This window comes from Streptomyces sp. NPDC017936 (genome assembly GCF_044328485.1).
Classification (GTDB): domain Bacteria; phylum Actinomycetota; class Actinomycetes; order Streptomycetales; family Streptomycetaceae; genus Streptomyces.
The window spans coordinates 677,389-700,278 of the sequence record NZ_JBIRHK010000002.1; the positions used below are offsets into that span (position 1 = coordinate 677,389).

Below are 22,890 nucleotides of genomic sequence, written 5' to 3' on the forward strand. Positions count from 1 at the left end.
CCCGCGGCCGCCCCGGGCCCCGCGGCCCGGTTCCGCGGGGCGGCCGGCACCCGGCCGGCGCACCTCACGCCCGCACCGGTCGGAGTCACCCGCGCGAGCGGCGTAGCGTCGTCAGTGTGAAGCCCACGGTCGGCGGTCTTCTGGCGCGCGCGGCGCACGAGCTCGGCTCGCGAGCGGACGCGCTCGCCGCCGACGTGGAGCGGTGCCTGCGCGGCGAACTCCCCGAACCGTGGGACGACCCGGACGTGGCCCGGGTGACCTCGGACAACATCGCCGACCACATCGCCGCCGCCCTGTCCGGCCTCGCCCAGGGCACCGGACGGACCGTGGTCGAACCACCGCTCGCCGACGAGGAGCGGGCCCGGCGGCCGGCCCGGCACGGCACCCCCCTGAGCACCGTGCTGCGCGCCTTCCGCCTGGCGCAGGGGATCGTCAACGACGGACTCCTCGCGCAGCTGCCCCGGCTCAGCGGCGACCCCGAGGCGATCAGCGCGGCGGCGCGCGAGCTGACCGCGCTGTCGACCCTCTACGTGGACCGCACCCCGGAACAGGGCGTCGCCGCGTTCGAGGAGGAGCGGGACCGGCGGCTGCGGTGGCGGACGGCCGTGGTGTACGAGGCCGGCACGCGCATCGGCACCACCCTGGACATCGTCCGCACCGCACAGGAGCCGGCCGACCTCGCCACCGAGAACTTCGCCGACGTCGTCACCGTGGACCTGCTCGACACCGCGCTGCGGGGAGAGGACACCGCGGACGGAAGCCGGCTCCTGGTGCGCCGGACGGCGCGGGGACCGGCGGCCGGGAGCGGGCCGGACGACATCGGGCCGGACGACACCGTCGCGCTGCAGCAGCTCCACACCTGCCCGGACGGGTCGCCGTCGGCGTGCGCCCTGAGCACCGGGCGGCCCTCCCGGCACCGGTACGACGGGGCCCCCGACGGCCGGCGGGCCCGCTCCGCACCGGTGGTCCCGCTGCGCGCCCGGGGCGCCACGCTGGGCGTCGCCCAGTTCCTCCGGCGCGGCGACACCGTCGGCTACGACGACGAGGACCTGCTCCTCGCCGAGGAGATCGCCGCCAGGGCCGCGGTCGCCGTCGACAACGCCCGCCGCTACGCGCACGCCCGCGCCACCGCCCTCACCCTCCAGCGCAGCCTCCTCCCGCGCGGCGCGCCGCGGCAGTCGGCCGTGGACGTCGCCTACCGCTACCTCCCGGCGGGCTCCGACGCCGGGGTGGGCGGCGACTGGTACGACGTCATCCCGCTGTCCGGCGCCCGGGTGGCCCTCGTGGTGGGCGACGTGGTCGGCCACGGCATCCGCGCCGCCGCCACCATGGGCCGGCTGCGGACCGCCGTGCGCACCCTGGCCGACATCGACCTGCCGCCCGACGAACTCCTCACCCACCTCGACGACGTCGTCCTGCGCCTGTCCGCCGAGGCCTCCACCGACCCGGAGACCGGGTCCGACGGGGACATCGGCGCCACCTGCCCGTACGCGGTCCACGACCCCGTCTCCCGCCGCTGCACCCTGGCCCGCGCGGGGCACGTGCCGCCGGCCGTCGTGGTCCGGGACGGCACGGCCCACCTCCTGGACCTGCCTCCCGGCCCGCCGCTCGGCCTGGGCGGCCTGCCGTTCGAGACGGTGGACGTCGACCTGTCCGAAGGCAGCCTGATCGCCCTGTTCACCGACGGTCTGATCGAGGCGTACGACCACGACGTCGACGTCGGCCTCACCGCGCTGCGGCACGCCCTCGTCCGGCCCGCCCCCTCCCTGGACGCGGTCTGCGACACGGTGCTCACCACCCTGCTGCCCGACCGTCCCGACGACGACATCGCCCTGCTCCTCGCCCGCACCCGCGCCCTCGGGGCCGACCAGGTCGCCACCTGGGAGGTGGAACCCGACCCGGCGGCCGTCGCCCGGGCCCGCTCGGACGTCGCCCGGCAGCTGAGCGCCTGGGGACTGGAGGAGCTCGGCTTCACCGCCGAACTGGTGGTCAGCGAACTGGTCACCAACGCCGTCCGCTACGGCCGCACCCCGATCCGGCTGCGCCTCATCCACGACCGCACCCTGCTGTGCGAGGTCTCCGACGCCGGCAGCACCACACCGCACCTGCGGCGCGCCCGGATCTTCGACGAGGGAGGGCGCGGCCTGCTGCTGGTCGCCCAGCTCGCCGAACAGTGGGGGACCCGCCACGCCCGCCGCGGCAAGACCGTCTGGGCCGAGCTGAGCGACGCCACCGGATTCCCGGCCTTCGCGCTCGAACCCGACGAGGCGGCACGGGTGGACGGCTGACCGGCGCCCGCGGCCCGCTCACCGGTCCGCACGAGCTGCGGGGCGGGCGGAACGCGTCCACGCTGGAAGAGCGGACCCGTCGTCCCCGAAGGAGTGGCCGTATGGCGAAGAGCCGTGGTGAGGGCAGGAAGCTGGAGAAGGGCGACGAGGTCGCCTGGGAGAGTCACGGCGGCCGGGCCGAGGGCGAGGTGGAGAAGGAGATCACCGAACGCACCGAGGCGGCGGGCCGCACGGTGGACGCGTCGCCCGACGCACCGCAGTACCAGGTGCGCAGCGACAAGTCCGGCAGGTCGGCGGTGCACAAGCCCTCCGCGCTGAAGAAGAAGTGAGGCGGCGTGCGGGACGAGGAGCGCAAGGAGACCTGGGACGACTTCCACGAGCTGGTGAACATGACACCGGCCCGGCTCGACGAGTGGCTCGAGTCCGAGCCCTCGCGCGGCGCCGGACAGCACCAGGACGGAGGCGAGTCCACCGGGCACGCCTCCGGCCGCCGGATCGCGCGGATCCTGCGGGCGAAGAAGGGCGACCTCTCGGACGACGACTACGAGCACATGCGCAAGGTCGTGGGCTACATCCGCCGTCACCTCGCCCAACGCCCGTCGGGGGACGTGCGGGACACCCGCTGGCGGCACTCCCTGATGAACTGGGGCCACGACCCGCTGGCCTGACCCGGCCCCGTCCGGACCGCGCTCCCCCCGCGGCCGGTGGACGAACCGGGTCGCCGGAGGGGAACAGCGGTTCGTCGGAGGGGAACAGCGCTTCGGCGCACGCCACGCCCACCGCGTCCGCGCGGCGGGCGTGGCGTGCGCCCCGGGGGAAGGACGCCCGATCCGTCAGCGGGCGAGGCGGATCCGGGTCAGGGTGTCCTCGGTCTGGCCGGCGCCGGACTTGTCGAGCACGTAGGCGGTGCCGTCGGCGACCTCCACGTGGTTGGGATTGGCGCCGGTGGCCACGGTCTCCTCGACCACGCCCCGGCGCGGGTCGACCACCGTGACGGTGGCGGCGGTGCGGTTGACCACCACGACGTCGCCGGAGCGCTCGTCGGTGGCCACCGAGAGGGCGCCGGCGCCGGTCGCCACGGACTTGGTCACGGTGCCCTTGCGCAGGTCGATCACGGACACGGTGCCCGAGGTCTGGTCGGCGGTGTAGGCCGTCCGGCCGTTCTTCGACAGGGAGACCGAGATCGGGCCGTCGCCGGCCGGGAGGAAGCGCGGAGCCGCGGAGCCGGGCGTCAGCTCGATGAGCCGGTCGTTGTTGAGGTCGGCGGCGTAGAGGGTGCCGGTCCTCTCGTCGACGGCCAGGCCGGCCGGGCCCGCGCCCTCGACGGTGACGCGCTTCTTCTCCTCGAAGGTCTTGGAGTCGAAGGCGACCAGCGTGCCGTCGCCGAAGCCGCTCGCCCAGACCGTGTCGTGCCGCTCGTCGACGACGATCTCGCGGGCGTGGGCCACGTTCGGCAGGCCGGCCAGGCGCTCGCCGGTGCGCTGGCTGTAGACGGAGACGCTGTTGTCGCGGGTGTTGGTCGTCCACACCGTGTTGTGCTCGTCGTCCACGGCGACGCCGTAGACCGCCTCGACGGCACCGGTGGCGGTGTCGGTGACCGGCGGGGTGTAGTCGGCCTCGATCTCGAGGGTCTTCGGGTCGACCTTCAGCAGGTGGGACTCGGTGACCGGCGGGCGGCCCACGGCGGAGGTGGCCCACAGGACGCCGTTCCGCTCGGAGTAGGCCGACTGGTACAGGCCCTTGGTGAGCTTCGCGGTGGTGACCTCCGCACCGCTCGTGTGCGCCGACGCGGTGCCGGCCAGCGTCAGCGTGGTGCCGGCGGCGAGCGCCACGGCGACGGCCGCGGCGACCGCGGGACGGCGGGGGGTGCGGGTGGCGGGAACGGACATGGTGGGGGAACTCCCTCTCTCGGGGATCAACGGGGTACTCACTGCAGGGGAGCAGTGGTTCGGGGGCCGCACGGTGGCGGCGTGTCAGTCGCTCGACGCGGGGCGCCCGGCGGTGCGCCGGCGGACGACGAGCAGCGTGGTGGCCGCGGCTCCGGCGGCGCCGCCGGCCGCGGCGGCCGCCGCGGACCAGGCGATCGTGGCGTAGGAGACGGGGACCGCCCCGGAGGTGGCCGCGACGGCCTTCAGGGAGTCGGTCCGGGGCGGGGCGGAGGAGTTCGCGGACGGTCCGGCGCCGTCCGTCCCGGCCGTGGTGACCGTGAACGCCACCTTCAGCGAGGTGGGCGGATCGGGCGCGAGGAACCGCAGCCAGTGGTCGCCGGCCGCCGTGTCCGCGGGGACCGTCACGTCGTCCTCGTGGGAGCCGTCGCCGTCGGCCTTCCACTGGCCGAGGACGGCCTCGTCGTCGAGCTTGATCGTGACCTGGTGCCCCGCGGGGAATCCGGTCACCCGGAAGTGGAGCGTGCCGCCGGCCTGCACCAGGCTGGCCGTGATCTCGGCCTTCGCCCCGGCGTCGTCGGTGGCGGAGGCCGGTGCGCCCGACGCGGCCGGCGCGGGGGTCGCACCCGCCGTGCCCGCTCCGGTGCCGCCCGACGTGCCGGACGCTCCGGTGCCGGACGCTCCGGACGCGCCGGACGTGACGGTGAAGCCGGCCTTGAGGCTGGTCGGCGGGTTCGGGGCGAGGAAGCGCAGCCAGTGGGCGCCCTCCGTGGTGCCGGCGGGCACCGTGACGCCGCCGGAGTGCGACCCGTCGGAACCGGTCGTCCACTGGCCGAGGATCTCGCCGTCGTCCAGCTTCACCGTCAGCTGCTGCCCGGCCGGAAAGCCCGAGACCCGGAACGAGACCTCGCCGCCCGCGGCGACCCGGGAGCCCGCGGTGACGGTGGCGGACGCCCCGGCGGCGCTGCCGGAGCCGCCGGCCGTGCCGGAACCGCCCGTCGTGCCGGAACCGCCGGTGCCGCCGGAGTTCCCGCCGCTCGATCCGCTCCCGCCGCCCGCCGAGCCGCCGCCCGCCGAGCCGCCGCTCGCGGACCCGCCCGAGCCGCCGCCCGTGGACCCGCCCGAGCCGCCGCCCGCGGACGGCGTGACGGTGAAGCCGGCCTTGAGGCTGGTGGCCGGGTCCGGGGCCAGGAAACGCAGCCAGTGCGCCCCGGCGGGGACCGACCCGGGGACCGTCACGGTGCCGGAGAACGTCCCGTCGGCCCGCACCGCGTCCGTCCACCGGGCGAGGATGTCGCCGTCGTCCAGCTTCACGGTGACGTCCTGGCCCGTGACGAACCCGGAGAGGGCGAAGGAGACCTTGCCGCCCGCGGCGACCTGGGCGCCGCCGGTCAGCCGCACGCTCGGTCCGGCCGCCGGGGGTGCGGTCGGTGTCGGTGTCGGCGTGGGCGTCGGCTGCGGCGCCGGGGTGGTGGGCGCGGGGGAGGCGGTGACCGTCAGATCCGCGCTGCGCACACTCGTCCGCGGAGCCAGGAACCGCAGCCAGTGGCCGCCGCCGGCGCTCGCGTCGGCGGGAACGGTCACCGTGCCCGACACGCTGCCGTCCGCGCCGATCGGGAACTGCCCGAGCAGGGCGGTGTCGTCGAACTTGACGCTCAGGGTCGCCCCGGCCGGAAAGCCGGTGGCGGTGAACGGCACCTCGCCGCCCGGCCGTACCGAGGACGCGCCCAGGGCGACCGAGGGCGCGGCCGCGTCCGCCGCGGACGCCACCGTGCCGGTGGCCTCCGTGCCGCCCGGGCCGGCCACGGCCACCGGCGCGGCGCAGAGGGCGCCCAGACCGAGGGTCGCGCCGGCGGTCAGGACGGCCACGCGGCTCAGCCGGGCACCGGAGGGCGAAGCGGATCTGTCAGAGGTCATGATGCTGCTCCTGGCAGGCGGACGTCCGGGAGGGGACGGAGGGGAGAGGAGGAGGCACGACGGGGCGGCGACGGCCGGCGCGGAACACGACGTGCGATCAAGTAAGGTAAGGCTAACCTAACTCAGAGATCATGGACCGTCAATTGGATTCCGTACACACGCTTCTGGCCTCGCCTCCCCGGAACACCCCGCACCACCCGCCCCGTCCGGCCCGGCCGCACCCGGTACCCCGGCTGGCCGAGCCCGTCCGGGCGCTGCCCGGCCCGGACGGCGTCGAGGAGTTCTGGGCCGAGGTCCGCGCCCACGGCACGCCCCTGGTGGGGCCGGACCCGTACGGCAGCGCCGAGCACCGGGCGGTGACGTTCCTGTGGCGCGGCACGACCGCCACCCGGGCCGTCGAGGCGCTGCCCAACAAGCTGGGCGATCCGCGCGCCCCCGAGAACAACCTGATGGAGCGCGTCCCGGGGACGGACGTGTGGCACCTCACGCTCCGGCTGCGCCACGACTGGCGCGGCACCTACGAACTGCACGTCGACGAGGGGACCCGACTCGACCCCGGCGCGCCGGACTACTGGCGCCGGCTGCGCTCCCACCGGGCCGGCGACCCGTTCAACTCCCGCACGCTGCCCCGCCGCTGGGGCGGCGACCCGGTGCCGTACGCCGAACTCCCGGCCGCGCCGCGCGCCGTGGACTGGGAACCGCGCCCGGACGTCGCCCGCGGCACCGTCACCGAGCACCGCGTGCCCGCCGGGCGCCTCGGCGGCAGCCGGCGCGTGTGGCTGTACGCGCCGCCCGGCGCCGCGCCGGACGCCGGGCACCGCGCGGCAGCGTGCCGCACGGCCGGGCTGCCCGTGCTGGTGCTGCTCGACGGCGAGCACTGGCAGCCCCGGCTGGGCCTGTCGCACCTGCTGGACAACCTGATCGCCGACGGCCGGATCCCGCCCGTCGCCGCCGTGCTGCCGGAGGCCGTGGACGCGCCCACCCGCTGGGCGGAACTGACCTGCAACCCCGCGTACGTCGCCTTCCTCGCCGACGACCTGCTGCCCTGGGCGGCCGGGCGCCTGCCCCTGACCGCCGACCCGGCGCGCACCGTGATCGCCGGGCAGAGCCTGGGCGGACTGACCGCCGCCTACGCCGCCGTGGCGGCTCCGCACCGCTTCGGCAACGCCCTCGTCCAGTCGGGCTCGTTCTGGTGGCCGGTGGGCGAGGACGCGGAGTGGCTCACCCGCGTCCTCGCCGGGGCGCCGAGGCTGCCGGTGCGCCTGTGGCTCTCCTTCGGCGAGCAGGAGTGGGTCGCCCTGCCCGCGGCCCGCCGGCTGCGCGACACCCTGGCGTCCGCGGGCTACCACGACTCCTCCTACCGGGAGTTCAACGGCGGCCACGACTACCTGTGCTGGCGCACGGAACTGGCCGACGGCCTGGTGGAGCTCCTGGCCCGCTGACCCCCGCCCGCCGGGCCCGGCGGCCTCACGGTTCACGCGTCCAGCTCCTTCAGCCGGGCGGCGAGGACCGCCGCGACGTCGTCGAGGTGGCGGCCCCGCATCAGCTGCGGGTGGGTGCAGTCCAGGTCGTGGTTGACGAGGCGGCCGCTCACGTGCGGCCGCCACGCCTCGCGGGTCAGCCAGTGCTCGGCGCGCGGGGCGGCGGCCGTGAAGAACAGCACGTCGCCGTCGTACCTGCCGTGCGCGTGCTCGCGCATCATGCGGGCGTGGTTGGGCACGATGTCGACGATCCGGGACAGGGCGCGCCCGGGCAGCCCGGCGAGCGGGCTGCCCGCCCGGCGCAGCGTGGCCAGCACGTCCTCGCGGGTGCGCTCGCCGGTGCGGTCGAAGCCGGCCATGCGCAGCACCGCGGTGAGCGCGTCGCCCTCCTCGGGCGCGGGGCGGTCCCGCCACTGCTCGGACGGGAACGCGTCGAGCAGCGCCAGCAGTTCGACCTCCTCGCCGGCCTCCTGGAGCAGCACCGCCACGGTGTGCGCGAGAACGCCGCCGACCGACCAGCCCACCAGCCGGTACGGGCCGTGCGGACGGATCGCGCGGATGCGTCCGGCGTAGTCCTCCGCCTCCTCCCGCAGCGTGCGCGGCAGCGCCTCGTCGCCGGTCAGGCCACGGGCCTGGATGCCGTACACCGGCTGCTGCGGGCCGAGCCGCGCGGCCAGCCCGGCGTAGCACCAGGCGATGCCCCCGGCCGGGTGGACGGCGAACAGCGGCGGCCGGTCGCCCTCGACGCGCAGCGGCAGGACGACGTCCAGCGCGGCCTCGGAGACCGGGGCCGAGGCCTCCAGCCGGGCGGCGAGCGCGGCGGGCGTCGGCGCCTCGAACAGGGCCCCGATCGTCACCTCGGCGCCGAACTCCTCCCGGATCCGCCCCACCAGCCGCACCGCGAGCAGCGAGGTGCCCCCCAGGTCGAAGAACGCGTCGTCGGGACCGACCCGTTCCACGTCCAATACCCGTGCGAACAGCCGGGTCAGCGTCTCCTCGCGGGGGGACGCCGGGGGTCGCCCGGCCGTGCCGCCCGCGAAGACCGGGGCGGGCAGCCCGCGGCGGTCCAGCTTGCCGTTGGGGCTGAGCGGGAACGCCTCCAGGGCGACGACCGCCGACGGCACCATGTGCTCCGGCAGTTCGCGCGCCAGCGCCGCCCGCACCACGGCCGGGTCGGCGTCGCCGGTCACGTAGCCGACCAGCCGGTCCTCCCGCACCACCGCGCAGGCGCCGTCCACACCGGGACAGGACGCCAACGCGGCCTCGATCTCGCCGAGTTCGATGCGCTGGCCGCGCAGCTTGACCTGGTGGTCGGTGCGGCCGAGGTACTCGGCCTCGCCCTCGCGCGTCCAGCGCGCCAGGTCGCCGGTCCGGTACATCCGGGCGCCGGCCGGCCCGAACGGATCGGGCACGAACCGGGACGCCGTCAGCTCCGGCCGGCCCAGGTAGCCGTCGGCGAGCTGCACGCCCGCCAGGTACAGCTCGCCCGGCACACCGGGTGGGCAGGGCTGCAGGCCCGCGTCCAGCACGTACAGGCGGGTGTTCCACACCGGCCGCCCGATCGGCACCGGGCCCGAGCCCGCCGGGTCGCAGGCGTGGTACGTCACGTCGACCGCGGCCTCGGTCGGCCCGTACAGGTTGTGCAGCTCGACGTCCGGCAGCGTGCGCGCGAAGGCGTGCGCGGTCTCCCGGGGCAGGGCCTCGCCGCTGCAGAACACCCGGCGCAGCGGCCCGGCGCACCCGGCGGCCCCCGGCTCCGCCAGGAACACCCGGAGCATCGACGGCACGAAGTGGCAGGTGGTCACCGCCTGTTCGCGGATCAGCCGGGCCAGGCGCACCGGGTCCTTGTGGCCGCCCGGCTCGGCGACGACCAGCGTCGCGCCCTCGCGCAGCGGCCAGAAGAACTCCCACACCGACACGTCGAACGACGACGGCGTCTTCTGCAGCACCCGGTCCGCCGGGGTCAGCCCGTACGCGTGCTGCATCCAGCGCAGCCGGTTGTCGATCGCCCGGTGCGGCACGACCACGCCCTTGGGGCGGCCCGTCGATCCGGACGTGTAGATGACGTACGCCGGGTGGGCGGGGGTCAGGGCGCGGGCCGGATCGGTCCCCGGGTACCCGGACACGTCGAGCCCGTCCAGGACGACCACCTCCGTGCCGGCGCCGTCCGGGAGGCGGTCGGCGCGGTCGGCGACGGCGCACACCGGGGCCGCGTCCCGGAGCATGTACGCCAGCCGCGGCGCCGGATAGTCCGGGTCGAGCGGCAGGTAGGCCGCCCCCGCCTTCAGCACGGCGAGCAGCGCCACGACCAGCTCCACCGAGCGCGGCACCGACACCGCCACCACCGTGCCCGGCCCGGCGCCCAGGGACTGCAGGTGCCACGCCAGCCGGTTGGCCCGGGCGCCGAGTTCGGCGTAGGTCAGGGCGCGCCCCGCGAACACCAGGGCGGTCGCGTCGGGGGTGCGGCGGATCTGCGCCTCGACGGGGCCGACGAGGGTGGTCGCCGGCAGCGCCCGCTCCGTGTCGTTGAACTCGCCGAGGACCAGGGCCCGTTCCGCCGGGGTGGCGATCGGGTGCGCGGCGAGCGGGAGCTGCGGGTCGGCGTCGGCGAGGCGCTCCAGCAGGTGCAGGAACCGCTGCTGGTGCGCGGTGAGGTCCGCGTCGTCGTACAGCGCGGGGTTGCCGTCGACGTCGATGTGCAGGCCGCGGCCGTCGGCGCGGTCGTGGACGTTGACGGTCAGGTCGTCCACCGGGCCGGCGGACAGGTTCCGGGCCCGGGCGGGGGCGCCCGCGAAGTCCACGCCGTAGTCGAAGGGCATGATGTTGACGAGCGGGCCGACCAGTCCCCGGCTCTCCCCCAGCAGGCCCAGGTCGCGGCGGATGTCCTCGTAGCGGTAGCGCTGGTGGCGGCGCGCCTCGCGGATGCCGAGCACCACCTGCCGGACCAGTTCGGCGAACGTCGCGCCGGGGGAGACGGTGAGCCGGAGCGGCAGCACGTTCATCACCATGCCGGGCACGCGCAGCGCCGCCGAGCCCATGCGGCCCATCATCGGCAGGCCCAGCACCACCTCGGTCCGCGCCGTGGCCCGGGAGGTGTACAGCGCCTGGGCGGCGACCAGCACGTCCGGCCAGGTCGCGCGCAGCCGGGCGGCGAGGTCCTTCAGGCGCCGCGTGGTCCGCGGGGCCACGGGGGAGCCGCGGCGGCGGAACGTGCGGGACGGCAGCGCGCCGCGCCCCGCGAGCCGGGGCGGCTCGGGCCGGTCGGCGAACGCCCCGGTCCAGTGGGCGCGGTCGGCGGCGAAGGCGGACGACGACCGGTACGCGGCGTCGTCCGCGACGAGGTCGGCCAGTCTCCCGAAGGCGCGCGGGGCGGGTTCCTCACCGCGGACGAGCGCCGAGTACACCTCGGCGGTGCGGCGCACCAGCAGCGAGCAGCCGTACCCGTCCATCACCAGGTGGTGGACGCACTGGTACCACAGCCACCGCTCCTCACCGACGCGGAACAGGGCGTGCCGGAACAGCGGCCCGCGCGCCAGGTCGAACGGCTCGGCCAGGTCGGCGCGCATCCACGCCTCGGCCCGCGCCGGGCCGCTCGCCCCGTCCACGGTCAGCGGCAGCTCACCGAGCGGCCGCAGGTGCTGGCGGGGCCCGTCCGGGGTGTCCTCGACGCGGACGCGCAGCGCGTCGGCCTCGGCGGCCACCCGGCGCAGCGCCGCGGCGAACAGGCCGGGATCGAGCGGCCCGTCGATCTCCAGGCACTCGGCGGTGTTCTGCGCGGGGCTGAGCGGGTCGAGTGCCTGTGCGTACCACATGCCCGACTGGGCCGCCGTCAGGGGCAGGGCGGTCATGCGGCCCCCAGCAGGAGCGCCCAGGCCTCGACGGTCGGCCGCTCGGCGAGGTCGGCGAAGCCGGCCGTGACGGCGTGGTCGCGGCGCCAGCCCTCCAGGAGCGCCATGACGCGCACGGAGTCGAGGCCGTGGTCGACGAGGTCCTCGTCGACGGGGATGTCCGCGGGGTCCTCGCCGAGGCAGTCGGCGACGTCGTTGCGGATCTGCTCCACGGTGAGCGGCATGGTTCAGGCCTCCTGGAGGAGTGCGTCGGTGGTGGTCACGACCGCGCAGCGGCCGGCCGCCCAGCGCAGCGCCAGGTCGTGGTCGTCGCGGGAGAAGTCGGCGACGGCGTCACCGACCACGAACGCCCGCACGTCCCGCATCCACGCGTCGGCGGCGGTCATCAGCACCCCGATGTGCGCGTACACGCCGGTGATCACCAGCTGGTCCCGGCCCCGGTCGCGCAGCAGCCCGGCCAGGTCGGTGCGGACGAAGGCGCTGTACTTCCACTTGGTGAGCACCGTGTCCCCGGCCGCGGGCGCCACCGCCGCCGGCACGGCCAGCGCCTCGGGGTCGTCGGCGGCGCCGGGGCCCCAGAAGTCGAGCTGGAGGCCGCGCTCCTCGGGCGTCTGGCCGCCGCGCTGGACGGAGTACACGACCGGTACACCGAGGCGCCGGTACGCCGTCAGCAGGCGGGCGGTGTTGGCGAGCACGCCGGTCAGCGGCTGTTCCCCGGCGGGGTAGGCGGACAGGAAGTGCTGCTGCAGGTCGTGCACGAGCAGCACGGCGCGCTCCGGGTCCACGCGCCAGGTGACGCGGTTCGCGGGGAGCTCGTCCGGTGTCGGGAGCGGATAGGGGGCTATGGCGGGCAGGGCCATGGGGGAGGGGCCTCTCAGTGCGTCTCGGACTGCTCGGCGGCGGACCGCAGGTGTTTCTTGCTGACCTTGCCGACGCCGGTCTGCGGGAAGGCGTCGACGAACTCGACGAGGTCGGGGACCTTGTGGGCGGCGACGCCGTGCTCGCGCACGAACCGCCTGACCGCGGCCGGCTTCAGGGGCTCGGCGCCCTCGCGCAGGATCACGTAGGCGAGGGAGCGCTCGCCGAGGTACTCGTCGGGCACGGCGACCACCGACGCGTCGTGGACGGCCGGATGGGCGAGCAGGATGTTCTCGACCTCCTCCGGCGCGATCTTCTCGCCGCCGCGGTTGATCTGGTCCTTGGCCCGCCCCTCCACCACCAGGTGCCCGGTCGGGGTGCGCCGCACGATGTCGCCGGTGCGGTAGAAGCCGTCCTCGGTGAAGGTCCGGCGGTTGTGCTCGGGGGCCCGCCAGTAGCCGCGGATCGTGTACGGGCCGCGGGTCAGCAGATGGCCGGACTCCCCGTCGGGGACGTCCTTCCCGGCGTCGTCGACGACGCGGATCTCGTCGTCGGGGGAGATCGGCCGGCCCTGCGTGGTGACCACGGTCTCGGGGTCGTCGTCCAGGCGGGTGTAGGCGACCAGGCCCTCGGCCATCCCGAAGACCTGCATCAGCCGGCAGCCCAGCGCGGGCTCCAGCCTGCGCGCCGCCCGCTCGCTGAACTTGGCGCCGCCGACGAGGACCAGCTCCAGGCTGGACAGGTCGTGCCCGGTCTCCGGCGCGGCCCGCGTCCACACCAGGGCGAGCGGCGGGACCAGCCCGGTCATCGTGACGCGTTCGCGCTCGATCAGCGCGAACGCGGTGACCGGGTCGGGCTTCGGGCACAGCACCACCGTGCCCCCGGCGTACAGCGTGCCCAGCCAGCCCGGCGAGCTCGCCGGGAAGTTGTGCGCGGCGGGCAGGACGACGAGGAAGCGGGTGTCCGCGTCGACGCCGCAGATCTCGTCGGAACCCCGCACCGAGTACAGGTAGTCGTCGTGCGTGCGCGGGATCAGCTTGGGGACGCCGGTGGTCCCGCCCGACAGCTGGAGGAAGGCCGGCTCGTGCGGGGCGGGCCCGTCGAACGGGCCGGACGGCTCGCACGGCACCTCGGCCAGCGCGGTGTGCCCGCCCGGATCCCCCGCCACGAACACGTGCCGCAGGCCGGGCGTCCGCTCGCGCACGCGGGAGGCGAGCACGCGGTGGTCGTGGCCGTCGTGCACGTCCGGGACGACGTACGCGACGGCCTCGGTGAGGGAGCAGAAGTGGGAGATCTCCGTCTCCCGGTGGGCCGGCAGCGCGTACACCGGCAGCGCGCCGATGCGCAGCAGCGCGAAGACCACCTCGAAGAACTCGCCGACGTTGGGCAGCTGGACGACGACCCGGTCGCCCTTGCCGATGCCGCGCGCCAGGAAACCGGCGGCCAGCCGGTCGGCCCGCTCGTCCAGCCGGCGGTACGTCCAGGTACGGCGCCCGGGCGCCGGGTCGACCAGGGCGATCCGGTCGGGATGGGCGGCGGCGCGCTCGCGCAGCACGCCGCCGAGCGTCTCGCCGCGCCAGTGGCCCGCCGCGCGGTAGCGCTCGGCGAACTCCGCGGGCCAGGTGGGGAAGTCCGCCCCCGGGGCGAGGGCGTTCACAGGGCGGCTCCCACGGCGTGCAGGAAGGTGCGGAACTTGGCGGCCGTCTCCGCCGTCTCGGCCTCGGGCGTGGACGCGGCCACGACCCCGGCGCCGGCGAACAGCCGCAGGGTGCGGGCCTCGGCCTCGGCGCAGCGGATGGTCACGACCCACTCGCCGTCGCCGTCGGCGTCCTGCCAGCCGACCATGCCGGTGTACGGGCCGCGGTCGAAGGGTTCCGACTCGGCGATCACGGCGCGGGCCACGTCGGTCGGCGTGCCGCACACCGCGGGCGTGGGGTGCAGCGCCGAGGCCAGGTCGAGCGCGGTGACGTCCGGGTCGGCGACCTCGCCGGCGACCGTGGTGGACAGGTGCCACAGGGCGGCGGTGCGCACCAGCGTGGGCCGCTCGGGCACCTCCAGCGAGCGGCACAGCGGGGCGAGCGCCTCGCGTACGGCGGCCACGACGACGGCGTGCTCGTGCAGGTCCTTCTCGGACTCCAGGAGCGCGGCCGCGCGCCGGACGTCCTCGGCGAGGTCGGCGCTGCGCGGCGCCGACCCGGCCAGCGGGTTGGCCGTCAGCCGGCCGCCGCGCCGGGCCACGAGCAGTTCGGGGCTGGCGCCGATCAGCGTGCGGCCCGGGCCGCTGGGCACGGCGAAGGTGTAGCCGGCCGGGTCGCGGCGGGCCAGGCGGCGCAGCATGACCGGCAGGTCCGGCTCGCGGTGCGACGTCAGCTCCAGCGTGCGGGCGAGGACGACCTTGTCGAACTCCCCGGCCCGCATCCGCGCGACCGCGGCGGCCACCGCCTCGCCGTACCGCTCCGGCGCCGGCACCTCCCGCACCCGCCAGCCGGACCGGTCGCCGTCGTGCGGCACGGGCAGGGCGATCAGCGGGTCCTCGCGCAGCGGCGGGGCCCAGCGCACCTCGTCGGGGACGGCCAGCGCGGACGGCGCGTCCGGGGCGAAGGGCAGCGCCCCCACGACCACCGGCGCCGGGGCGCCCGGGCGGCGCAGCGCGCCCAGCACCTCCCGCACGCGCCGGGCGGGCGGCCGCGCGTCGTGGGGTATCTCGGCCGCGGTGCCGCGCCCGAGCAGGGTCCGGTGCGGGGAGGCGAGGAAGCGGTCGCCGGTGGGGCGGTAGGCCTCCAGCAGGGCGGTCGCCGCGCCGGGGGAGACCGCCGTGGCGGCGGGTTCGTCGAGGGAGAGGGACATGGCTGTCTCCAGTGGGGGAGGACGTGGACCGGGGACGGGATCAGGCCCGCAGGGTGGCGCCGCCGTCGACGTACAGGTCGTGCATCGTGATGTGCCGGGCGCGGTCGGAGGCCAGGAAGACCACCGCGTCGGCGATGTCGGCGGGCTCGGCGATCCGGCCGAGCGGGATGCCCGTGCGGTACGTCGCGAGGTCCCCGTCGATCACGCGCCGGGCGGCGGCCGTCTCGTCGCCGGCCGTCCACAGGGCGCGCTGCATGTCGGTGAGCGTGGAGCCGGGGGAGACGGTGTTGCAGCGCACGCCCCGCCCGGCCATCTCCAGGCCCAGGCACTTGGTGAACATCACGGCGGCGGCCTTGGACGCGGCGTACGCGGCCAGGCCCGCGCGGGGGACGCCGGCCGCGTTGGAGGCGACGGTGACGACGCAGCCGCTCCCGCGGCCGGCCATGCGGCGGGCGACGGCGCGCGAGACGTGGAACACGCCGGTGGCGTTGACCGCGAACGTGGCGGCCCAGTCCTCGTCGGTCAGGTCCACGACGTCCGAGGAACGCAGGATCCCGGCGACGTTGACCGCGACGTCCAGCGGCCCGAGACCGTCCTCCACCTCGTCCACCAGGGCCTGGACGGCGGTGGCGTCGGTGACGTCGAGGGGGCGCGCGGTCACCCGGTCCCCGTGCCGGCCGGCGAGCGCCTGGACGCCGTCGGCCGCGAGGTCGGTGGCGACGACGCGGGCGCCCTCCTCGACGAGCGCCGTGACGACCGCCGCGCCGATGCCCCGGCCCGCCCCCGTCACGAGGGCGAGCCTGCCGCGCAGTCCGGCGGTCATGAGGCGAGGGCCTTCGTCAGGTCGTCCAGCACGATCCGCGCGGCGAGCGGACCGCCGGCGCTGTTCCAGGCGGAGCCCTGCACCACCACGACGTGCCCGGCCCGCTCGGCCTTCAGCCGACCGAAGTTGGGCACCTTCTTCGCCTCGGCGTACGCCTTCTGCCCGTCGGCCTCGTCGCCGAGGGTGCCGAGGAACAGCCAGTCGCCGTCGACGGTGGACAGCTTCTCCAGGCTGACCGGCTCGCTGTGGCCGGTGCCGACGCCCTGCTGGTCCTTCGGCCGGTCCAGGCCCAGGGCGGTCAGGGTGGAGCCCACGTGGCCCACGCCGCGGCCGACGACGGAGGGCGCCTTGTTCTGCCAGCGGATCACGCTGACGACCGCCCCGGCGTTGTCGCCCAGCTTCCCCTTGACCGCGGCCACGTCGGCGTCGAAGCCGGTGAGGAGCTTCTCGGCCCGCGCCTTCTGGTTCAGCGCGTCGGCGGTGGCCGTGAACGCCTTCTTCCAGTCCTCGTTCAGCTTCGCGGTGACGACGGTCGGGGCGATGGACTCCAGGGTGGCGACCTCGCCCTTCACCGCCGTGGTCTCGTCGAGCAGGATCAGGTCGGGCCGGAGCGCGGCCACCTTCTCCATGTCGGCCTCGGCGACGGTGGCGACGACCTGCGCCTCGCCCGCCCTGCCGGCCAGGTAGGCGGACACGCCCTGCTGGCCGCGTCCCGCGGTGGTGCCGACCGGCTCGACGCCGAGGGCGAGAGCGGCGTCCAGCGTCGGCTCGCTCAGCGCGACGACCTTCTTCGGGGCGGCCGGCACGTCGACCTCGCGGCCCGTGGCATCCGTGATCCGGCGGGTGCCGGACGCCTTGCCGCCCGCCCCGTCGCCGCCGCCGTCATCGCAGCCGGTCAGGAGCAGCGCTCCCGCCACGACGGCTGCGGCGGACGTCAGGACGGTTCTGCGGGAGGCGCGTACGGGGGACATGTGAGGGGGACTCCTCGGATCGGGTCGGGAAGGGGACGGGGGCGGAGAAGGGAGGGATCACCGGGCGGCGGGGGGATCCCGGGCCGACCGTGCCGGACCCGCGGACCCGGCGCGGTCCGCCGGTCCGGGACCCGGCGGCCGGGGCCGCCCGGCAGGCGGACCGGCCCACAGGCCACGCCGCCGGGCCCACGGCCGGGACGGGGCGCCGGCCCCTCCGCCCTCGTCCGGCGGACGTGCGACGCGCGGACCGGTGATCCGGACCGGGCGGACGTCGCCCGGAGCGGCGGTGACGGACCGTCGGGCAGGGGGGAGGAGGGTCATCGGATTCTCCGTCAACCGCTGGTCGGAGGGCAGGCGTGCCCCTGTGCTGTCGACGAAATCGTCAACAGCGCTAGTTAGGTTAGCCTAAGCTAAGCACATGTCCATCGGAATGCTTGCACCACACCTGAGCCGTTCGGCGCCTGTTCGCGGATGCGGCCCCGCCGCGACGGCCGTCTCGTGAGCGCCGCGACGCTCCCGGCGCCACCGGACGGAACCCGTCCCGCGGACCGGCCCCGCCGCCGGACCGCCACCCGCTCGGCGGGCCTGCTGCTCGGCCTGTTCCTGCTGGTGGCGGCAGTGGCCCTGTCCCTGGCCGTCGGCACCCAGCGGATCCCCCTCCACGAGGTCTGGTCGGCCCTGTTCACCCCGGCCGGGACCGAGAACGACGCGATCGTCCGGGAACTGCGGCTGCCCCGCACCCTCATCGGCGCCGCCGTGGGCGCGGCCCTCGGCCTCGGCGGCGCCGTCATGCAGACGCTGACCCGCAACCCGCTGGCCGATCCCGGACTGCTCGGCGTGAACGCGGGCGCCTCGGCCGCGGTCGTCACCGCGATCGGCGTCCTCGGCATCACCTCGTTCACCGGATACCTGTGGTTCGCGCTCGCCGGCGCCGCCCTCGCCGCCACCGGGGTCCAGGCCCTGGGCGGCGGCCGCCGCGCCACGCCGGTCCGGCTCGCCCTGGCCGGAACCGCCGTCAACGCGGCCCTGTTCGGCTACGTCAACGGGCTCCAGCTCCGGCACCTGAGCACCCTCGACGAGATGCGCCACTGGTCCGTGGGGACCCTCGCCCGACGCGACGCGTCCCTGCTGCTCGCCGTGGCGCCGCTGCTGGCGGCCGGCGCCCTGCTCGCCTTCGCCCTGGCCCGCCCGCTCGGGGCCGTCGCCCTCGGCGACGACCACGCACGCGCCCTCGGCACCCGGGTCCGGCGCGTGCGGGTGCTCTCGGTGGTCTCGATCGCCCTGCTGTGCGGCGGGGCGACCGCCCTGTGCGGGCCGATCGGCTTCGTCGGCCTGATGGTGCCGCACGCCGCCCGGGCGTTCTGCGGACCCGACCCGCGCCGGCTCATGCCGTTCTGCGCGCTGTACGCGCCGGTGCTGCTGCTCGTCTCCGACGTGATCGGCCGGATCGCCGCGCCGCCGTCGGAGATCGAGGTCGGCACCGTCAGCGCCTTCCTCGGCGGTCTCCTCTTCATCCACCTGGTACGGCAGCGGAAGGTGGCCCAGCTGTGAGCCTCGTGCGGCACCGGGGGACGCGGCCCCGGCCCGGGACGCGGCACGGCCTGCTGCGCACCGGCCGCTGGTCGCTGCGCTACGACACCCGCGCCCTGCTGGTGTGCACGGCGATCGCCCTCCTGACGGCCCTCGCCGTGGTGCTCGCCCTCGGCACCGGGACCTACGCCCTGTCCCCGGCCGAGGTGGTGCGCACGCTCGCCGGGAACGGCCCGCCGGGCGCCGGCTTCGTGGTGCTCGACCTGCGCCTGCCGCGCGCCCTGGTGGCCGCGCTGGCCGGCTTCGGGATGGGCACGGCGGGCGCGGTGTTCCAGTCGCTGACCCGCAACCCGCTCGGCAGCCCGGACGTCATCGGCTTCGGCAACGGCGCCTCGGCCGGAGCGCTGGTCGCGATCATCCTCCTCGACGCGGGCGCCCCGCAGACGGCGGCCGGCGCGGTCTGCGGAGGCCTCGCCGCCGCCGCCGCCGTGTACCTGCTGGCCTGGCGGCGGGGCGTGCACGGCTACCGGCTGGTCCTCGTCGGCATCGGCGCCTCCGCCGTGCTCGGCGCGGCCACCGGCTTCCTGTACGTCCGCGCGGACCTCGGCAAGGCGGCCCAGGCGGCGAGCTGGATGATCGGCTCCCTCAACGCCCGCGACTGGACGGACGTCCGCGTCGCGGCGCTCGGACCGCTGGTGCTGCTCCCGGTCGTGCTGGGGTACGCCCGGCGGCTGACGCTGCTGGAGATGGGCGACGACACCGCCGCCGCGCTCGGGGTGCCGCCCGAACGCAGCCGCCTGGTGCTGCTGAGCGCCGGCACGGGGCTCACGGCGATGGCCGTCGCGGCGGCCGGCCCGATCCCGTTCGTGGCGATGGCGGCCCCGCAGCTGGCGCGCCGCGTGACCCGTGCCACCGGCCCCCACCTCCTCCCCGCCGGATGGACGGGGGCGCTCCTGGTGACCGCCGCCGACCTGGCCACCCAGCGGCTGACCGGTTCGGCACTGCTGCCGGTCGGCGTGCTCACCGGCGTGGCGGGCGGCGCCTACCTGGCGTGGCTGCTCCACGGGGAGCGCCGCGGCGGCCGGCTGTGACGCGCCCGCGGGAGCGGGGCACCGCCCGCCCGGTGCCGCGGAGCGGCGCGCTTCGGGGCCGGCTCGCGCCGTCGCCGACTCGGGACCGGCGGACGGCGCGGCACGGGGCCGGGGAGGGGGAGCCACCGCCGCTCCGGCCGGCCGGACACGCGTACGTCCCCACGGCGCCGACGGGAAGCGGAGGCCTCCGGTTCACCCCGCGAAGGACCGGATGTCCGGCCGCCGCGGGACGCCGGGAATCCGTCGGCGCGCTTGGCGACCCACCCGCGGGTTACTCGGCCGGCATGACTGACACACGGCCCCTCGCCCTGATCACCGGTGCTTCCGGCGGGATCGGATACGAACTGGCCCGGCAGTTCGCCGAGCACGGCTACGACCTCGTGGTCAACGCCGAGGACGAACGGCTGGAGTCCGCCGCGCGCAGCCTGCGGGAGACGGGTGCGCGGGTACGTCCCGTACGCGCCGATCTCCGCACCCGTGAGGGCGTGGAACGGCTGCTCGCCGCGGTCGAGGGGCTGACGGTCGACGTCGCCGCCCTCAACGCGGGAGTCGGCCGGGGCGGCGCGTTCGTGGACACCGACCCCGCCGACGACCAGGACGTCATCGATCTGAACATCACCGCGACCGTCCGTCTGGCGAAGCCGTTGCTGCGCGCCATGGTGGCGCGCGGCGCGGGCAGGATCGCCTTCACCTCGTCCGTCGCCTCGATGATGCCCGGCCCCTTCCAGCCCGTCTACAACGCCTCGAAGTCGTTCGTGCAGTCCTTCGCCGAGGCGCTGAGCGAGGAGGTCCGGGACACCGGCGTGACGATCACCTCGTTCATGCCGGGAGCGACGGAGACGGACTTCTTCCGCCGGGCGGGGATGGCGGACGACACCCGGATGGGAACGTCGAGGAAGGACGACCCCGCCCAGGTCGCCGCGCAGGCGTTCACGGCGATCGTGAAGGGCGAGGAGAAGGCCGTCACGGGGTCTCTGAAGACCAAGGCGATGGGCGCGGCGGCGAAGGTGCTGCCGGACAGCGCCAAGGCGGCGGCCCACCGGAGAATGGCGGAACCGGGAACCGGCGAGGACACCGGCTCCCGGGAGTGAGGCGTGAGCGCGACGACGTGCCGGGGCCCGGGACCCCGCCGTCCCGCAACGCCCCGGAGGCGCGGCGGGCCGGCGCGCCCGGTCACCCGGCGGACGGCTTCACCCGGGGCGTACCGGCTCAAAAGCCGGTCAGCGTGATCTTGCCGCTTCGGGGCGTTCCAGCGGCGTCTGGAGGGCGTCAGCCCCAAGGCGCTCACGTCGACGCTCCGCCGTCCGGAGGAGAAGGGGTCCGGGGACCGGACGATCCACCCCGCGGTGCCGCCGCACGTGGAGGAACACGTCGACGAGATCACCCGGGCGTGACGCACCCGGACGCGGGATCCTCTCCCGTCGGCCTCACACGAGGCTGATGTGGAGGCGTACGGTCGTGCCGTCCTCGTCGGTGTGCACCTCGAGCAGGTCGCACAGCTGGCGCACCACCCACATGCCGTGGCCCTGCTGTCGCCGCGGGTCGGGCGGGAGGTAGCCCAGATACCAGTCGGAGTCGTTCCTGCCCTTGCTGGTGACGTCGCACACGACGCGCCGGCCCGCGCGACGCAGCACGAGGTGACCGGTGCCTCCACCGTGCTGGACGGCGTTGGTGGCCACCTCGTTGACCGCGAACACGAGACGCTGGGTCCCGGCCGCGGACAGGCCCAGCCGGGCAGCGGACGCGGCGACCTCGGCGCGCACGGCCGACAGATCGGTTCCGAAGCGCATGACGGCGTCCTCCTCCTCCGGGGCCAGGGGCGCGAGCGGCTGTCGCCAGCCGTCGTCGGTCCTGGGGTCCGCGTACCGTTCGCTGGGCAGGGCGGACGCCCCCACCGCCGTCTCGGGGTGCGTGCGGCGGGCGTCGTCCACGACGGCTGCGGGCAGGACCCGGGTGTCGTACGGGCACACGATCCAGGCCGGGCAGCCGGCGAAGGCGACGTTGACGGCGGACTCGTAACGGGTCCATTCCGCCGTCTCCAGCGCGTCCCTGCCGGTCCAGACCGGCTCGCCGATGATCCGCACCCACGGACGGCCTCCGGTACCGGTGCACCGGTCGACGTACCGGTGGTAGGCGCCCAGCGTGCGGCCGGGAGTGCGGTACCACTCGGCGGCGTCGACGAACTCGACCTGCTCGGACGCGCCGCCCAGGGCTCGGCGCAACAGGTCCGTGTTGGCCGGCGTGGTCACCGCCAGCACGGTGTCTCCCCGGTCGAGCCCCTCCCGGCAGAAGGGGACCGTCGTGGCGAGGAACTCGTGGTCGTTCCGGTAGATCAGCGCCTGGTGGACGAAGCGGTCGTTCCCGGAGGGCGGTGGGGACGTGGTGAGCGTCTCCGTCACGCGGTGGCCTCCCGCGCGGTGACGACCAGGGCCGCGGTCTCGTCGAAGCCGACCATGCCGATCACCTGGCAGAGGAGGGGCGCGAGTTCCCTCACGTGCAGCCGTCGGCCCGGCTCCAGCCGCGCCGCGCACCGGGCCAGCACCCGCACCCCGGCGAGGTCGATGAACTCCAGGTCCGTCATGTCCACCTGGATGTCGCCCGGCCAGGTCAGCGCCGTCCGCAGGGCCGCGGCGAGCGCCTGGGTGGTGCGGTGGTCCACACTGCCGGCCACGCGCAGCGTGCGGCGGCCCTCGCGGAAGGACGGGACCAGTCGGAGGGTGCCGTCGTCGTGGAGCGGCTGCGCCTCGACCGCTCCGGGATGACACCGGTCGAAGGCGTCCAGTTGCTCGGCGGTGAAGCGCCGGGCGTCGTACTGGCAGACGGCGGACGCCTTCTGCCCGGCGAACACCGTGTTGACCTTGGTCTCGTACGTGCCGAGCTGGTCGGCGCCGGGGACGGCGCGCAGTGCCCAGCCCATCTCACCGCTCACCCGGAACCCGGTGTAGCCGGCTGCCAGCGAGTCCCTGACCTCGTGCCGCAGAGCGGTCACCATGCCGTCGACGTCGAACGAACCGGCTGCCAGGTAGCTGTCGTCGGCCGTCGTCACCACGAGCTGGCCCCTCCTCAACGCGGGCTCCGGATCGGTCCCGGACGCGCTCAGCCAGCCGAGGACGTCCACCGGGGCGCTCTGGTCGGCGAAGTACATGACCCGCTCGCCGCGCTCGAGCCCGGCGGACAGGTAAGCGGTGACGACCCGGCGCTGCTCGTCGTCATCGGCGAACGCCAGGCACAGGTGGTCACCGTGATCCACTTCCCGGACCGGTCGTTCCGTACGCTCGTGTGTGAGCACCGCGGTCCCCAGCCCCTCCCACCGCTCCGGCCGACCGAGGCGTTCTCCGCGCCTCCGGACG

At 75.9% G+C, this 22,890-nt stretch carries 18 protein-coding genes and 1 pseudogene; 8 read left to right on the plus strand and 11 right to left on the minus strand.

Going from position 1 to position 22,890, the window contains the following annotated elements; genetic code table 11:
- Positions 1-116 precede the first annotated feature (116 nt).
- From ACH4F6_RS06545 to ACH4F6_RS06555, 3 genes are all read left to right on the plus strand, one after another.
- Positions 117-2,288, plus strand: coding sequence for a SpoIIE family protein phosphatase (locus tag ACH4F6_RS06545; protein WP_397958751.1), 2,172 nt, complete (start codon positions 117-119; stop codon positions 2,286-2,288).
- A 101-nt stretch (positions 2,289-2,389) separates the two neighbouring features.
- Entirely contained in the window at positions 2,390-2,617 is a 228-nt protein-coding gene (locus ACH4F6_RS06550; RefSeq protein ID WP_397958752.1) for a DUF2945 domain-containing protein, read from the plus strand.
- A 6-nt stretch (positions 2,618-2,623) separates the two neighbouring features.
- Positions 2,624-2,956, plus strand: coding sequence for a DUF3140 domain-containing protein (locus tag ACH4F6_RS06555; protein WP_397958753.1), 333 nt, complete (start codon positions 2,624-2,626; stop codon positions 2,954-2,956).
- Positions 2,957-3,121: 165 nt separating this feature from the next.
- Here ACH4F6_RS06555 and ACH4F6_RS06560 read toward each other — a convergent pair whose 3' ends face one another.
- Both ACH4F6_RS06560 and ACH4F6_RS06565 read right to left on the minus strand, forming a co-directional pair.
- Positions 3,122-4,177 carry a YncE family protein gene (locus ACH4F6_RS06560; protein WP_397958754.1) on the minus strand — a complete coding sequence of 352 codons (1,056 nt, stop codon included), beginning with the start codon at positions 4,175-4,177 and terminating at the stop codon, positions 3,122-3,124.
- An 84-nt stretch (positions 4,178-4,261) separates the two neighbouring features.
- Positions 4,262-6,091, minus strand: coding sequence for a hypothetical protein (locus ACH4F6_RS06565; protein WP_397958755.1), 1,830 nt, complete (start codon positions 6,089-6,091; stop codon positions 4,262-4,264).
- A gap of 143 nt (positions 6,092-6,234) precedes the next feature.
- On the opposite strand from ACH4F6_RS06565, the gene fes reads away from it, so the two are divergent.
- Positions 6,235-7,533, plus strand: a complete 1,299-nt coding sequence (gene fes / locus ACH4F6_RS06570; RefSeq protein ID WP_397958756.1) for an enterochelin esterase — start codon at positions 6,235-6,237, stop codon at positions 7,531-7,533.
- A 32-nt stretch (positions 7,534-7,565) separates the two neighbouring features.
- Here the strand turns inward: fes and ACH4F6_RS06575 are convergent, their stop codons facing one another.
- Genes ACH4F6_RS06575 through ACH4F6_RS06605 form a run of 7 tightly spaced genes read right to left on the minus strand, consistent with a single transcriptional unit; the run spans position 7,566 to position 16,919 of the window.
- Positions 7,566-11,420, minus strand: a complete 3,855-nt coding sequence (locus ACH4F6_RS06575) for an amino acid adenylation domain-containing protein (RefSeq protein WP_397958757.1) — start codon at positions 11,418-11,420, stop codon at positions 7,566-7,568.
- A complete protein-coding gene (locus ACH4F6_RS06580; RefSeq protein WP_397958758.1) occupies positions 11,417-11,644 on the minus strand; it encodes a phosphopantetheine-binding protein in 228 nt (75 codons plus the stop codon). The genes ACH4F6_RS06575 and ACH4F6_RS06580 overlap by 4 nt, the downstream gene beginning before the upstream one ends.
- Before the next feature lie 3 nt (positions 11,645-11,647).
- Positions 11,648-12,280, minus strand: coding sequence for an isochorismatase family protein (locus ACH4F6_RS06585; RefSeq protein WP_397958759.1), 633 nt, complete (start codon positions 12,278-12,280; stop codon positions 11,648-11,650).
- Positions 12,281-12,294: 14 nt separating this feature from the next.
- The gene (locus tag ACH4F6_RS06590) at positions 12,295-13,935 is read right to left on the minus strand and encodes a (2,3-dihydroxybenzoyl)adenylate synthase (RefSeq protein WP_397958760.1); all 1,641 of its coding nucleotides are present in this window, start codon (positions 13,933-13,935) and stop codon (positions 12,295-12,297) included.
- Positions 13,932-15,125, minus strand: coding sequence for an isochorismate synthase (locus ACH4F6_RS06595; protein ID WP_397958761.1), 1,194 nt, complete (start codon positions 15,123-15,125; stop codon positions 13,932-13,934). The genes ACH4F6_RS06590 and ACH4F6_RS06595 overlap by 4 nt, the downstream gene beginning before the upstream one ends.
- Before the next feature lie 40 nt (positions 15,126-15,165).
- Positions 15,166-15,948, minus strand: a complete 783-nt coding sequence (locus tag ACH4F6_RS06600) for a 2,3-dihydro-2,3-dihydroxybenzoate dehydrogenase (protein ID WP_397958762.1) — start codon at positions 15,946-15,948, stop codon at positions 15,166-15,168.
- Positions 15,945-16,919 (minus strand): ABC transporter substrate-binding protein, encoded by a 975-nt coding sequence (locus tag ACH4F6_RS06605; RefSeq protein ID WP_397958763.1) that lies wholly within the window; start codon positions 16,917-16,919, stop codon positions 15,945-15,947. The genes ACH4F6_RS06600 and ACH4F6_RS06605 overlap by 4 nt, the downstream gene beginning before the upstream one ends.
- A 498-nt stretch (positions 16,920-17,417) precedes the next feature.
- Between ACH4F6_RS06605 and ACH4F6_RS06610 the strand changes: the two genes are divergently transcribed.
- The 4 genes and pseudogenes from ACH4F6_RS06610 to ACH4F6_RS06625 form a co-directional block, all read left to right on the plus strand.
- Entirely contained in the window at positions 17,418-18,470 is a 1,053-nt protein-coding gene (locus tag ACH4F6_RS06610; protein ID WP_397958764.1) for a FecCD family ABC transporter permease, read from the plus strand.
- Positions 18,467-19,540 (plus strand): FecCD family ABC transporter permease, encoded by a 1,074-nt coding sequence (locus ACH4F6_RS06615; protein ID WP_397958765.1) that lies wholly within the window; start codon positions 18,467-18,469, stop codon positions 19,538-19,540. Before ACH4F6_RS06610 ends, ACH4F6_RS06615 begins: the two co-directional genes overlap by 4 nt.
- A gap of 284 nt (positions 19,541-19,824) precedes the next feature.
- Complete coding sequence (locus ACH4F6_RS06620; protein WP_397958766.1) at positions 19,825-20,631, plus strand: SDR family NAD(P)-dependent oxidoreductase; 807 nt, start codon at positions 19,825-19,827, stop codon at positions 20,629-20,631.
- A gap of 156 nt (positions 20,632-20,787) precedes the next feature.
- Positions 20,788-20,934 (plus strand): annotated as a pseudogene (locus ACH4F6_RS06625) (winged helix-turn-helix transcriptional regulator); the annotation flags it as partial.
- A gap of 33 nt (positions 20,935-20,967) precedes the next feature.
- Here ACH4F6_RS06625 and ACH4F6_RS06630 read toward each other — a convergent pair.
- A complete protein-coding gene (locus tag ACH4F6_RS06630) occupies positions 20,968-21,939 on the minus strand; it encodes an anti-sigma factor RsbA family regulatory protein (protein WP_397958767.1) in 972 nt (323 codons plus the stop codon).
- A complete protein-coding gene (locus ACH4F6_RS06635; protein WP_397958768.1) occupies positions 21,936-22,790 on the minus strand; it encodes an MEDS domain-containing protein in 855 nt (284 codons plus the stop codon). Before ACH4F6_RS06635 ends, ACH4F6_RS06630 begins: the two co-directional genes overlap by 4 nt.
- Between the last annotated feature and the right edge of the window lie 100 nt (positions 22,791-22,890).